This window comes from Bacillus shivajii, from assembly GCF_020519665.1.
GTDB lineage: Bacteria > Bacillota > Bacilli > Bacillales > Salisediminibacteriaceae > Bacillus_CA > Bacillus_CA shivajii.
In genome coordinates this window covers 3,874,330-3,887,790 of the sequence record NZ_CP084703.1, presented here as the reverse complement: position 1 = coordinate 3,887,790, position 13,461 = coordinate 3,874,330, and the positions used below count along the sequence as shown (strand labels likewise).

General features: G+C 37.6%; 12 protein-coding genes. All 12 read left to right on the top strand.

All coding sequences use genetic code 11. The annotated features are described in order from the left end of the window. Positions 1 to 240: 240 nt before the first annotated feature. The 12 genes from LGQ02_RS18805 to LGQ02_RS18750 all read left to right on the top strand — a co-directional run bounded on the left by LGQ02_RS18805 (position 241) and on the right by LGQ02_RS18750 (position 13,447). The gene (locus LGQ02_RS18805) at positions 241 to 1,614 is read left to right on the top strand and encodes a 6-phospho-beta-glucosidase (protein WP_226515813.1); all 1,374 of its coding nucleotides are present in this window, start codon (positions 241 to 243) and stop codon (positions 1,612 to 1,614) included. After that, positions 1,607 to 2,533, top strand: coding sequence for a carbohydrate kinase family protein (locus tag LGQ02_RS18800; RefSeq protein ID WP_226515812.1), 927 nt, complete (start codon positions 1,607 to 1,609; stop codon positions 2,531 to 2,533). Before LGQ02_RS18805 ends, LGQ02_RS18800 begins: the two co-directional genes overlap by 8 nt. A 129-nt stretch (positions 2,534 to 2,662) precedes the next feature. Next, positions 2,663 to 3,592 (top strand): AraC family transcriptional regulator, encoded by a 930-nt coding sequence (locus LGQ02_RS18795; RefSeq protein WP_226515811.1) that lies wholly within the window; start codon positions 2,663 to 2,665, stop codon positions 3,590 to 3,592. After that, positions 3,585 to 4,280 carry a PIG-L deacetylase family protein gene (locus tag LGQ02_RS18790; RefSeq protein WP_226515810.1) on the top strand — a complete coding sequence of 232 codons (696 nt, stop codon included), beginning with the start codon at positions 3,585 to 3,587 and terminating at the stop codon, positions 4,278 to 4,280. The genes LGQ02_RS18795 and LGQ02_RS18790 overlap by 8 nt, the downstream gene beginning before the upstream one ends. An 81-nt stretch (positions 4,281 to 4,361) precedes the next feature. Further along, complete coding sequence (locus tag LGQ02_RS18785) at positions 4,362 to 5,618, top strand: ABC transporter substrate-binding protein (RefSeq protein ID WP_226518377.1); 1,257 nt, start codon at positions 4,362 to 4,364, stop codon at positions 5,616 to 5,618. A 63-nt stretch (positions 5,619 to 5,681) separates the two neighbouring features. Continuing rightward, the gene (locus LGQ02_RS18780; protein ID WP_226515809.1) at positions 5,682 to 6,623 is read left to right on the top strand and encodes a carbohydrate ABC transporter permease; all 942 of its coding nucleotides are present in this window, start codon (positions 5,682 to 5,684) and stop codon (positions 6,621 to 6,623) included. A 79-nt stretch (positions 6,624 to 6,702) separates the two neighbouring features. Continuing rightward, on the top strand, positions 6,703 to 7,464 hold the full coding sequence (locus tag LGQ02_RS18775) for a carbohydrate ABC transporter permease (protein ID WP_226518376.1): 762 nt from the start codon (positions 6,703 to 6,705) through the stop codon (positions 7,462 to 7,464). A gap of 190 nt (positions 7,465 to 7,654) precedes the next feature. Further along, complete coding sequence (locus LGQ02_RS18770; RefSeq protein WP_226515808.1) at positions 7,655 to 8,842, top strand: ROK family transcriptional regulator; 1,188 nt, start codon at positions 7,655 to 7,657, stop codon at positions 8,840 to 8,842. A gap of 18 nt (positions 8,843 to 8,860) precedes the next feature. Next, positions 8,861 to 9,790, top strand: a complete 930-nt coding sequence (locus LGQ02_RS18765) for an ROK family protein (protein WP_226515807.1) — start codon at positions 8,861 to 8,863, stop codon at positions 9,788 to 9,790. 59 nt (positions 9,791 to 9,849) lie between these two features. Continuing rightward, a complete protein-coding gene (locus LGQ02_RS18760; RefSeq protein WP_226515806.1) occupies positions 9,850 to 11,196 on the top strand; it encodes a hypothetical protein in 1,347 nt (448 codons plus the stop codon). Between the two features lie 481 nt (positions 11,197 to 11,677). Further along, positions 11,678 to 12,634: an aldo/keto reductase gene (locus LGQ02_RS18755; protein WP_226515805.1), complete on the top strand. Its 957-nt coding sequence runs from the start codon at positions 11,678 to 11,680 to the stop codon at positions 12,632 to 12,634. A gap of 24 nt (positions 12,635 to 12,658) precedes the next feature. Beyond that, a complete protein-coding gene (locus LGQ02_RS18750) occupies positions 12,659 to 13,447 on the top strand; it encodes a sugar phosphate isomerase/epimerase family protein (RefSeq protein WP_226515804.1) in 789 nt (262 codons plus the stop codon). The last annotated feature ends 14 nt before the right edge of the window (positions 13,448 to 13,461 follow it).

Here is a 13,461-nt window from a genome sequence, read left to right as displayed (position 1 = left end):
AATATTCCACTATTAATCTTTCTTTTAAAATACAAACCTCTTAAAGCGTATGCAGTCTTAATAAAAATATTGATAAAAGCCTCAACGTTTCATGATAGGAAAACATCCAATTATTAGAAAATTCCACAACATAACAAGTCAAAAAATCTAAACATTTGTGAAAAACATCCTTAGTTTATTTGTAAAGAATTATATAAAATCAATGTATCATTAAGATTTTTGTTTGGAAGGAGTGGTTTTATGAAGTTGACACTCATCGGAGGAGCGGGCGTTCGAGTTCCTCTCATGGTTGAAGGCTTAATTCGTTGGAAAGGTGAAGTATGTATTGAGGAGTTAGTCCTTTATGATTCAAATGCTGAGAAACTGTCGATCATAGGTGAATTAGTAAGACACATTGTTTCAAATGAAGGTAATCCTTTTCAAGTCAAGCTAACTACAGAATTAAGGGAAGCTGTACAAGGAGCAGATTTTATTTATACAGCGATCCGGTCAGGAGGAGAAAAAGGGCGAGTCATAGATGAAAGAGTTGCGTTAAAGCATGGTGTTATTGGTCAAGAAACAACTGGTGCTGGCGGGTTTGCAATGGCTTTGCGAACGATACCGGCTATGTTAGAGATTGCTAGAGTCATTGAAGAAACTGCACCAGAAGCATGGGTTATAAATTTCACTAATCCTTCAGGATTAATTACGGAAGCATTACAAAAGTATACGAAATTAAAGATGATTGGAATATGTGATGCACCTTCTTCTATGAAAATAGGGATCGCTCACTATTTAAAGCAAAAAGAAGAGGATGTGTATATTAATTATTTTGGTCTCAACCATTTAGGCTGGGTAAACAAAGTGCTTGTAAATGGTACGAATCAAATGCTCTCGATCCTAAATAATTATGATGAGTTTATTGAAGTGTATCCGCATATGAAATGTTTTTCTAATCAACTGGTGACTTCATTAAACCTTCTGCCAAACGAGTATTTGTTTTATTACTATTATCAAAATCAAGCACTATTAAATATGAAGAATAGTACAAACACTCGTGGGGAACAAATTGTTAAGTTAAATCGGTCATTACTTGAACAACTGAAAGAAAATAAAGGAGATATGGCTAGATCACTTTGTATTTATAATGAAGTGATGAATGAAAGAAATAGTACGTATATGACTGCAGAAACTGGCAGTGATGAAAATGAAACATTAGGTGAAATGGAGTCCGAAGGTTATGAAGGATTGGCCATGTCGATTTTATCTTCAATTTTTAAAAATAAAAAGAAAGAACTAATCTTAAATGTCAAGAATAACGGTGTGATACCAGAACTAGAACATGAAGATGTCATAGAGGTGACTTGCCTTCTAGATAATAATGGGCCTAAACCTTTAGCCGTCGGAGAAGTTCCCTCGTCGGTAAAGGGTCTTCTTGTCACAATTAAAGAGTATGAACGATTAACAATAGAAGCTGCAGTTGAAGGTGATATAGAAAAAGCAGTTATGGCTCTGACTATTCACCCCTTAGTGAATTCTAATACGATTGCACGTGATGTGGTGAATGATTATCTCGCCCAGCATAAAGAATATTTACCTCAATTTGGTGATTTAGGAGAGAAAGCAAATGTCTAATCATGATGTAGTTGTTGTGGGAACCGTTTGTTGTGACATTATTTTTCATGGGTTGCCGTCTTTTCCGAAACTAGGAGAAGAAGTATGGACAGAAGGGATGGATGTCACTGCAGGAGGGGCCATTAACTCTCCCGCAGCATTATCCCGCTTAGGTATAAATGTTGGAATTGTCACACCGCTCGGAAAGGATATTTGGGGAGAGATTATTCACTCAAAAATAAAAGCGGAAGGAATATGTACGGACCTTATTTATAAGTTAGATAAATCATTACCACAAGTATCTGTCGCGATGAACTATCAAAACGATCGTGCTTTTGTTTCTTATGGTGAGAAGGTAGAAGTTAGTGATTTTCACCAGCACATTGAGAAGATCATTCGTGAAAGTAAAGCAAAGCTCTTTCACTTTTATGCCAATTCTGAGCCAGGTCACACGGAAATGATCCTTGAAGCGAAACGCAATGGGAAAATAATTAGCCTCGATACCGGATGGGACCCAGAATGGCTAACATCAGAGCGTATAAAAGAACAAATTGCATTATCAGATATTTTTCTTCCTAACTTATCTGAAGCTCGGTTAATTACAGGAAAAGATGATAAATACGAAGCACTCGATGCTTTAGCTGAGATTGTACCTAACGTCGTTATAAAACTAGGGGAAGATGGAGCAATTGCTTACACAAAAGGAAAGGTGTATGAGAGTGAGGCAGCACCTCAGGAGGTTGTAGATGCAACCGGAGCAGGGGACTGTTTTATTGCTGGTTATTTATACGGCTGGTTAAACAATAGGTCAACACTTGAATGCTTGAAGCTGGGAAATTATTGTGGAGGCGCTTGTGTTACATCGGTTGGCGGTTATACTAATGCTCCAACTGAAGCGGAGCTAAATGTATTGTTAGCAGAAACAGATGTGAAAAATTAGAAATCAAAAGTCAAAATATCTAAACTTATAATCAAAATTTCATTGGACTTGACCCCAAACTAACGCTAAAATTTACTGTATATTATAAAAATTGCGAAAAATATATACAGTGCGTTAAGGAGGGGTGGTATGGATGAGCAGCTGCCTAAATCTCTTCAAACATTTGTAGAGCCTTTTCATTTTAGAATTTTTATTGATGAGAATGAAGGGGACTGGAAAATGCCATTTGAATGGCATGAGTACTTGGAAATTTTTTATGTGTTAGATGGAGTGGGAACATATTTCATTGAAGATAAGAGATACACATTTAAAACAGGTGATTTATTTATTTTAGGAAATTATGAATTGCACAAAAGTCAATTGATTGACGGACAGCCTTTTAAAGCAATCATTCTCATGTTTGACCCACATTTAATTACAAAAACAGATAATAGTGGTGGAAAAGATTTACTCAGCTTATTTTTTGATAGGCCAGCAGATTTCTCTCACCAACTGAAGGTAAATGGAAATCTTCATAATAAAATAATGTTTCTCTTCGATCAAATGTTTGAGGAGACGGAGAATGGAGACAATCGATCAAATTATACAATCTCACTAATCATGCAGTGGCTTTTAGTTGAACTAAATAGAGCGTATAAAAATGAGCAACAAATTAACTTGATAAAAAGCCACCAAAGACTTCCGATGAAAAAAGTTGTCAGGAACATGCTTGAATTTATTGATGAACATTATAAAGAAGATATTCATTTAGAGGAGGTAGCTAAAAGCCTCAATGTAAACCCATCATACTTAAGTCGTGAATTTAAAAAAGCACTAGGTTTTTCCCTCATAGAATTCATTACTTCTAAAAGAATTCGAACTGCTCGAGAAATGCTGCGAAATACTTCACTAAGTGTAACGGAGATTGCATCAGAAATTGGTTATAACAATGTTACTCATTTTCACTGGACATTCAAGAAACTTATTGGGATCAGCCCCGGACAATTCAGAAAGGTTTCAAAGTATCATCATCAACAAAAAAGTTCTCTAAAAGATAAAAGGAGGGGTTTATTTGATTGAAAATAAAACAGTCCTAGTTGTTGTCGCTCACCCGGATGATGAAACGGCATGTGGCGGGACAATAGCGAAGTTAAGTAAAGCAAACAACCAAGTTATTCAAGTCGTCGCAACCAATGGTGATAAAGGAACACATGACCCGAATGTTACACCTTCTGAGATTACAAATACAAGGAAGAAAGAAATGGCAGATACAGCTGAGATTCTTGGGATCAGTCGTGTTATCTGGCTAGGGTTTGAAGATGGAACTCTAGAACAAAATGTGACTTCTGTAAAAGAAAAAGTGTTTAAAGTTATTCGTGAAGTAAAGCCAGATATCGTCATAAGCTTTGATCCATGGAAGAGGTGGGACCCTCACTCAGACCATCGTACAATCGGGTTCGTATCCGTTGAGGCAGCATATTTAGCTGATGGTGTATGGTATTATCCAGAACATAAAACAGAAGGGTTAGAACCACATGATGTACCAGAAACATACTTGTTCCATACCGACGAACCAAACTATGCAATCGATGTGAAAGAGACTTTCCATGTTAAAAAAGAAGCTGCTGATGCTCATAAAAGTCAAAGTCTTTCATTTGCTACGTTTGGTGAAAAGTATCTTGAAAGATTAAAACAAATGGTAGAGAAAGAAGAAGATATTTATAAAGAAAAATTTAGAAAGCTCAACCAATCAGATTTAAACCTTTAGATGTTAGCAACGAAACGCTGGTGAAGTTCCGTATGTGTTTTAGATTAAATGCTATTTAATTATTAGGGGGGAAACAAATTGATGAAAGCGTATTCAATGAAAGTGTTCGGTGTGTTCATCCTGTCAGTTCTGTTATTAGCTGGTTGCGGGGGAGATTCAGAGACAGAGGGTAGTGGTTCTACAAAGACATTAAATCTCGCTCTTTGGGATGAAGAAGTGAGTGATGTGATTGATTTGTCTATTGCAGAGTTTGAAGAGGCGAATCCTAATGTTGAAGTAAATGTAACGTATACTCCATGGTCTGATTACTGGACAAGAACAAGAACGAGCCTTGCTGGTGGGAGTGGACCAGACGTATTTTGGATTAATGGTGCTAGTTTTTATCAATACACATCAAGCGGATTTATTAAAAATTTAGAACCATTTATCGAAGAAGAAAACTTTGATAAGAGTGTCTATCCTGAGTCATTGCTAGAGCTTTACAGCTATGAGGGAGATTTACACGGAATGCCTCACTTTTTAGATTCGATCGCATTGTTTTATAACAAAAGGATGTTTGATGAGGCAGGATTAGATTATCCTGATGAAACATGGACATGGGATACAATTGAAGACGTAGGTGCTCAACTAACATCAGAAGAAGATGGTGTCTATGGATATGTCGCACAAGTTAAACGTCAAGAAGGTTATTATAACTTGATTCACCAAGCAGGTGGATATGTAATTAATGAGGATAAAACAAAATCTGGATTTGATTCCCCTGAAGCTTTAGAAGCATTTAAATGGATGGAGAACTTAATCCAACAAGGAATCTCACCAACCGCACAACAGCAAATGGAGACAGAACCAGAGCAAATTTTCGGATCTGAAAGAGCTGCCATGATTCCTCTTATCTCCGTTAATGTTCCTGCAGCATATGAAATGCTTGGAGGAGACTTAGGAGTAGCTCTATTACCTGCAGGTAAAGAACGTGCATCGATTGTCCACGGTCTTAGCTGGGTTGTTAACGAAAATACAGAAGAAGCCGAGTTAGCTTGGGAATTAGTAAATACGTTAACGAATAAGACAGCGAATGAGCACATTGCAGAATCAGGTTTTAGTATTCCAGCTTATGAAGGAACAGAAGATGAGTGGCTTGAATCTATCCCATCAGTAGATCTTCAAGTCTTTATCGACAGCCTGGAGTATGGAGTGCCATCACCTAACTCAAAAAACTCTGCTGAGTGGCAGGATGTTGAGATTAAGGAATTACAAGACGCATTTTTAGGAAGGCAAACGCTTGAAGAAGCTGTTCAAAAAATGGCAGACCATATGAATGAAGTATTAGCCAATGAATAGTGGAAGCATTATAAAGAATAGGCAGAGTACTCTGCCTATTCTTTATAAAAAGGAGTGGGAAGGTTGGGAAGCTATCAGACGGTAAAAGAAACTAATAAAAAAACAGTCGTCCTAAAAAAACAAAAAAAGAAGACATTCTCGAAGGAATCACTTCTAGCTTATTTATTTATCTCACCATTTCTGTTAGGTCTAGGTACATTTTTTCTTGTTCCAGCTGCGGCATCCTTTTATTTATCTTTTACAACATGGGATGGATTATCTGCTCCAGATTTTAGCGGTCTAGCTAATTTTATTAATCTATTACAAGACCAAACTTTTATTAGGGCGATGTTAAATACATTTGTTTTTACAATATTATCTGTTCCAGCTTCGATGGTGATTGCAACATTAATTGCAACGTTATTAAATCAAAAAATAAAAGGAATGGTCATTTACCGTACCCTTTACTTTATTCCTGTCATCACGATGCCTGTAGCTGTAGGTATGGTTTGGAGATGGTTGTATAACTCAGAATACGGTTTATTAAACTTCTCACTGAGTCTATTAAACTTACCACAGCCAGCGTGGCTTTTCGATGAGAGGTTTGCTTTAATCTCTATTGTTATTGCAAGTGTCTGGATGACTGTCGGGAATAGTACAGTCATTTTGTTGGCAGGTCTACAAGGAATTCCTCAATCATATTATGAAGCTGCTGTCATTGATGGAGCTAGTGACATCAAGAAGTTTTTTTACATAACAATACCGTTACTGTCTCCTAGCTTATTCTTTGTCCTTGTTATTTCAATGATTAACTCGTTACAAGTGTTTGATCTTGTATATATGATGATGGGTGAAAATGTTGGATTGCTATATCCGACGCGAACAATTGTTTATAGCATGTGGGAACATGGATTTAGATATTTCAATATGGGATATGCCTCAGCACAGGCACTTATGTTGTTCATCATTATTTTAGTTCTAACAATTATTCAATTATACTTCCAGAAGAAGTGGGTGCATTATTAATGGAGGGGATCGATTGAAAGCGAAAATAAATTATAAAAAACTACTTATTCATATCATTTTGATTGTTGGCGCTTTTATTATGATCATCCCTTTTCTTTGGATGATATCGACTTCGCTGAAAACCTATTCAGAATCGATGCAAGTTCCGCCGACAATTATTCCAGAAAGTTTTCAGTTTAGTAACTTTGCAGAGGTATTTGAAAAGGTGAACTTTTTAACTTATTACTGGAATACAATCCTAATGACACTTGGGAGAACGATTGGTCAGTTATTTTTCTGTTCTTTAACAGCATTTGCTTTTGCTAGAATGAACTTCAAAGGCAAGAATATCTTGTTCGTGTTAATTCTCTCTGTATTAATGGTCCCATCACAAATCGTGATGATACCTAGTTTCGTTGTTATGAGGGAATTTGGCTGGATTGATACATTTTGGGCATTAATTACTCCAGGGATTTTTAGTGCGTTTGGGGTATTCCTTCTTCGTCAGTTCTTTATGTCAATTCCTCGCGAACTGGATGAAGCCGCAAAAATTGATGGGTGCTCTTTCTTTGGAATTTATTGGAGAATCATTTTACCTCTTTCAAGACCAGCGATGATTGCTCTAGCAATATTTGCTATTATGTCAACGTGGAATGATTTTATGTGGCCATTAATCGTGACAAACTCTGATGACATGAGAGTGCTATCGATCGGGATCGCATCTTTCCAAGGGCAATATAATACTCAATACCCACTATTAATGTCAGGTGCACTAATGGCAACAGCTCCAATGATTGTTGTGTTTATGTTCTTACAGAAATACTTCATTCAAGGTATTGCGTTAACAGGGTCGAAAGGGTAAAAGGAAGATTGATCTTACTATTTGTTGAACACAATAATATGTACAAGGCCAGATACCGTTATCTATTAAAGTAAAGGGTATCTGGTCTATTATTTGCCTTTTTGGAACAACCGATTATTTAGATAATTCCATATTGAAATTAATTGTTTGGGAATCTATACTGAAATTAGTAACCGAAAGGGGTGAGGTAGTGAACATCCTTACATTTATCCAAGAGTCGGATAAGAATACAAAAGATGTTATTAAACTCGTGAGAAGAAAAGGGACAGTATCTAGAGTTGATTTGGCTAGCGAAATGGATATTCCTAAGCCGACAATGACACGCATCATTAATAAGCTTATAAAGAATCAGATCCTTAGAGAGAGCGGTCTTGCTGAATCTACAGGTGGAAGACGGCCAGTCTTACTTGAAGTAAATAAAGATTGTGCGTATTCCTTCGGGATTGACCTTGGTCGAAAGGAAGTGAGTGTTGCTTTAATTAATATTCACGGAGACTTAGTTTCATTGAGAAATAAAGTCACAAGTGAGCAGGATACGATCGGAAGTCTCGTCTCATTTATTGAATCGGCAACTAAAGATATTTTGTCAGAACAGGATGTTTCTGCTTCAAAACTGTTAGGGGTTGGTGTAGGCATGCCAGGGCCGTTAAATAAAATGAGTGAAGAAGCTTCACCACATGATTTTTACGGTGCGGAAAATTTACCACTACGCACCATGCTAGAAGATGCATTATCACTCCCGGTGACGATTGATAATGATGCAAATGTGGCTTTATTGGCTGAAAAGTGGTTTGGAAAAGCTTCAGGTTTACAGCAAGTCATCTATATTTACTCGGATGTAGGTGTTGGATGTGGAATCTTGATGAATGGAGAGATTTACCGAGGTATGTATGGCGAAGCAGGGGAAATTGGCCATTCGATTATCGATGTTCACGGCGATCGTTGTGAGTGTGGTAAATATGGATGTTTAGAAACCTTCACATCAATCAAAGCAATTGCATTACGTGCAGAGAAAAAACGAAAGGCAGCCGGAAATCACGTAGCGAGTAAGCCTGCTCATTTTTCACAAGTCATTGATGATCTAAACGAAGGGGAACCGATTGCAAGGGAAACAGCGGAGGAAGTGGCGCAATATTTAGGGATTGCAGTTGTAAATGTCATTCAATCCTTCGACCCGGAACTTGTCATCATTGGTGGACAGTTTGGGCAATCACATCCGGTTGTTGTTGAAAAGGTGTCCGAGGTTGTCAGAAGAAACACACATAAGAAGAACACATACAAAGCAGAAATTACAACTTCAGAGCTGCAGAATAGTATTGTACTCGGTGGAGCTGCTTTAGTGATAAACCATGCATTCTTGCATAAACAAACGATGTAAATGGAAGGGGAAATAGAGATGAGATATGTCATTGGTGTAGATATTGGAGGGACCAAAACAGCGATAGGAATTGTCGGAAGAGAAGGAGAGGTAAAAACGAAGAAGTTGATTCCTACAGATCAATCAATCCCTCCTCTTACAATGGTTAAAAGAATTGTAGAAAACATCAAGGAGCTACTTGAAGAAAATGCACTCTCAAAAGAAGAGGTTATTGGAGTAGGGATTGGAGCCCCAGGACCACTTGATGCTAAAAATGGACAAATGGCATGCCCTCCTAACCTTCCAAATTGGGTCAATGTTCCTGTCGTTAAAGAAGTAAGTACCGCATTGCAGTTGCCTGTTGTTTTAGAAAATGATGCAAGTGCCGCGGCTCTTGCTGAGAAATGGCTTGGAGCAGGGCAGGGAACTGATAACTTTATTTATATAACAGTAAGCACTGGGATTGGTGCAGGAATCGTTGCGGATGGAAAGTTATTTACTGGAACATATGGAAATGCAGGTGAAATTGGTCATATGGTTGTTGACCCGTCGTATGGCATATGCCACTGCGGCCAAAAAGGATGTTTTGAATTTATTGCCTCAGGTACGGCCATCTCAAGACTCGGATCTGAAGCTGTTGGTAAGACTCTTTCAACGAAGGACGTTTTCGCCCTATACAATGATCGTCACCCTGAAATAACCGAAATTGTTGATGACGTGTTTGTACGTATTGGTATGGGATGTGTGTCGCTCATTAATATTTTTGAACCTGAAAAGATCATCATAGGAGGGGGCGTATCTAATGTAGGGGATCCTCTTATAAATGCTGTTGGTGACTATGTGTCCAAACGTGCACTAAGTCCTGGAGGCAGAAAAACAGAAATCGTACGTTCTGGGTTTCATGGAGATACAGGGTTGATTGGTGCGGCGGCTTTAATTTTTATGCAGGAAAATATGATTGAACAATAAAAACGAAAATGAAAGCGTTATCTAACGTTTTATCGGAAAAAATTTGAGGAGGAACTTTCATGGAAAACTATATCACTTCTTTTTCATATTCCGATTCTCCATTTTTATTAAATAAAGTACAGCGGTTAAGTTTAACCTTTACTTTAGAAGAGAAGGGAGAAACGGTCATTGATTTTGTCAGCAAAGTACCCGGAGGAGATTGGGGGAAAGAAGGCCAAGAGTCTGCGTTTGTCACCTTGTTTGTAGATGGGGAGTATAACCAGGATTTCATTCTCTTTTACGGGGAAGAAGTGTTTACTTATGAGAGATTATTAGGAAGCTTACCACCAGGTGACCATGAGTTGACGTTTGTTTTTCAAAACGATCAGTCTTCATCTCTTATTTCTTATGCTGAAGTTCATAAAGTTGAGATTCGACATGTGAAAGAATCAGATCCGGATATTGTTTTTTATAAGAATGCCCCGTTAATTTATGGGCGTGACATAGATTCCCCTTTTGAAAGTGTAAATACGGATACACCGCTTTCATCCTTTTACTATTGTGACAAGCATGATGATGGTTCTATGATTCTTGAATACCATACAATTTTTAGTCACGAGGATGGTGGAACAGAAGCAAAGGCGTTAATGTCGAGATGGGGGCGAACGACAGATATAGAGTGGACGTACCGTGTAAGGGTTAACAGTAGTGGAGAGCCGCTTTATGACGAGGATAAAGAAGAAGTGTTTCAAGGGGCAGAGCATGTAACAACAGATTTTCGAGGTGATCGAGTACTTGGTGATCACCCGGTGTTACAAGCTGCGACAAATAATGGAAACTTTTCAGACGAAATCACATCTGATTATCGTTATTTATTAAAGCCTATTAAATGTCTTGCGCGCGATGAAAATAGAGAATCTGTGATGGATGACATCCCTTGGACATATGTCATTGCTACAAAAGAAATAAAACGTCAAATATCAATTGAAGCTCCTCACGAGCCAAAAAATGAGAAGCTTGGAGATCCGCTTCATTATTTTTATATTCAAACATGTAAATACACTTTGGGTGATATTGGAACCCACGGCAAAGTCGACATTCAAATTAAATTAGTCAATGTCGAGCATTGGTACAGTTCTGTATTTAATAATCATGAACTCGCATATGGCGGAGAAGACGGTCCTTTTTCAACAACGGTTAAACTTCCCAAAAACACAGAAATTGGAGATATTGAAGAAATACGAGCATCTTTTATTAATGACGGTCAAACAGACACAGTAGAAGTGAAAGGAATTTCTAAGGCGTTCTTTCTAGGTGTAAACATGATGCCGGAAAGGCCATTTATTACGACAGAAAGAAGCGTTGAAGTATCACGTACTGTTCAACGAGCAACATTATGGAAAGTCTCTGATAATAAAAATGGTTGATTTTTGGAGTGTTTGAAGCTTTCGAGGACGATCACACTTATACCTAGAGGTGAAAGCGAGTGGACAAAAGCGAATGGCCCATTATTAATTTTATTTTTTAAGAAGATAGCCTATGGAAAAAAGGAATAGACTTCCGCTATTAAGGCTACGTTTTTAGTAAAGGTGTAGAGTGAAAAGCGGTGTGGGTGAAGCACCGCTTTTTGTTTGCACATTAAGACTGTATAAAATCCAACTGATAATTTTTAAATGTTCGCAAAGTTTCCGTTGAAATATACTATTGCAAAAAGGTATAATATTCTTAACATTAAAATAGAAGAATCTTCAATGGTCTCTTTTTTTAGAGATTATTAAACCGGTTTAATGAATGGTGATAAAGGTTCTTCAGCTTATTAATGACTATCCTTTCATGTTTGATTTCTGTAAAGGAGGATGAATGAAAAACAATCATTAGCATATTGATGATCTAGAAGGAGGTTTTCTATTGCAACTTGTACAAATTCATAAGCCGACAGAAAAACAGAAAATACAAAAACAATGCACGAACTTGATTATGGGAACTGCGCAACTTTATCCAGACAAATTAGAGCACGCATGTGAAATGCTTGATGCTTATTTAGATGCTGGGGGGAATACTCTTGATACTGCTCACCAATATGAAGGTAGTGAAGAAGTAGTTGGAAAATGGTTAGAAAAAAGCAAAAAAAGAGATCAAATTCAACTTTTAACTAAGGGAGCTCACCCGGATGATGGTGAACCTGGAAATAGAGTGAAACGAGATTCGATAAAAAAAGATTTGTTCGAAAGCTTAGATAGACTAAAGACGGATTACGTAGATTTTTATGCCTTGCATCGTGATGATCACGAAGTTGAAGTTGGGCCAATTATGGAAGCGCTTAATGAACATATCGAAGCAGGCCGAATCCATACAATTGGTGTATCAAATTGGACTTATGAACGAATCCAAGAGGCGAATGAATATGCCTTAGCCAACGGACTTATTGGATTTACGTTTAGTAGTCCAAACCTAAGTCTGGCAAAATGCAATGAACCGAGGTGGCCTGGGTGTATCTCCTTAGACCAAAAAGGGATTGATTGGTATGCCGAAAAACAGATGCCTGTTTTTTCTTGGTCTTCACAAGCGGGAGGTTTTTTCTCAGGGAGATTTAGCCCAGAAGATCGTTCCAATGAAGAGATGGTACGTGTCTATTATAGTCAAGAAAATTGGGAGCGTTTTCAAAGGGCTTCTGTTTTGGCGGAGGAAAAGAAAGTGACACCGATTCAAATTGCTTTAGCTTATGTCGTGAATCAGTCATTCCCTACTGCGGCGATCATCGGACCAGAAACAAAAGAAGAACTCTTATCTTCCGTAGAAGCTACCAATATTGTTTTATCAAAGCATGAGATGGACTGGGTTGATTTATTAAGAGATTCAAGGTAAAGAAGTTTATACATATAGGGAGGAATGATGGAAGGGATGAAATATGCCGCGCAGTTATATACACTTCGAAACGAATTAAAAGAAGATTTTCCAGGTGTGTTAAGAGAGTTAAAGAAGAGAGGCTGGGAAGCAGTTCAGATTGATGGTTTGTTCGGGTACAGTGCTGAAGAAATTTCTGCGGTATTAAAAGAGACGGGTCTTGAATCAGCAGGAATGCATATTGGTCTCGACCGGATGAAACATGATTTGGATAATGTTATCAAAGAGGCGATATTGTTTAACACTAAAGATATCTTTTGTCACTACATGGAAGAGCCGATGCAAAATGTAGAAGGATATAAACAAGCAAAAAGAGAATTGTTGGAAACTGCTCAAAAGCTTGAATCATTAGGATTTAGAGTCGGGTACCATAATCATGATTTTGAATTTGAAACGACTGTTGACGGAAAAAATGCTCTGGATTATGTACTAGAGCCAGTAGGAAATCGTTTTATTTATCCTGAGATTGATACGTATTGGATTAAAAAAGCTGGACGTGACCCTTTATCGTTCATTAAGAAGTATACTGGGCGAACGCCATACCTTCATCTAAAGGATATGACAACAGATGGAAGAGAGTTTTTTGCTGAAGTCGGTACAGGTTCCATCGACTTTGAGGCAATTCTATCATGGGGACAAAAAAATGGTGTTGAATGGTATGTAGTGGAACAGGACTACTGTGAAGGCAGTCCGTTTGATAGTTTAAGTGTAAGCTTTAATAACTTAAAAAAAATAGAAGGAAGTTTAGAGAATAAAGGCTTAGAAATGAAATAGATCTTTCTAATCTC

Coding starts and splice junctions, on each gene's coding strand:
- LGQ02_RS18805 (WP_226515813.1), top strand. CDS start 241: ATGAAGTTGACACTCATCGGAGGAGCGGGCGTTCGAGTTCCTCTCATG.
- LGQ02_RS18800 (WP_226515812.1), top strand. CDS start 1,607: ATGTCTAATCATGATGTAGTTGTTGTGGGAACCGTTTGTTGTGACATT.
- LGQ02_RS18795 (WP_226515811.1), top strand. CDS start 2,663: ATGGATGAGCAGCTGCCTAAATCTCTTCAAACATTTGTAGAGCCTTTT.
- LGQ02_RS18785 (WP_226518377.1), top strand. CDS start 4,362: ATGAAAGCGTATTCAATGAAAGTGTTCGGTGTGTTCATCCTGTCAGTT.
- LGQ02_RS18775 (WP_226518376.1), top strand. CDS start 6,703: ATGATCATCCCTTTTCTTTGGATGATATCGACTTCGCTGAAAACCTAT.
- LGQ02_RS18765 (WP_226515807.1), top strand. CDS start 8,861: ATGAGATATGTCATTGGTGTAGATATTGGAGGGACCAAAACAGCGATA.
- LGQ02_RS18760 (WP_226515806.1), top strand. CDS start 9,850: ATGGAAAACTATATCACTTCTTTTTCATATTCCGATTCTCCATTTTTA.
- LGQ02_RS18750 (WP_226515804.1), top strand. CDS start 12,659: ATGATGGAAGGGATGAAATATGCCGCGCAGTTATATACACTTCGAAAC.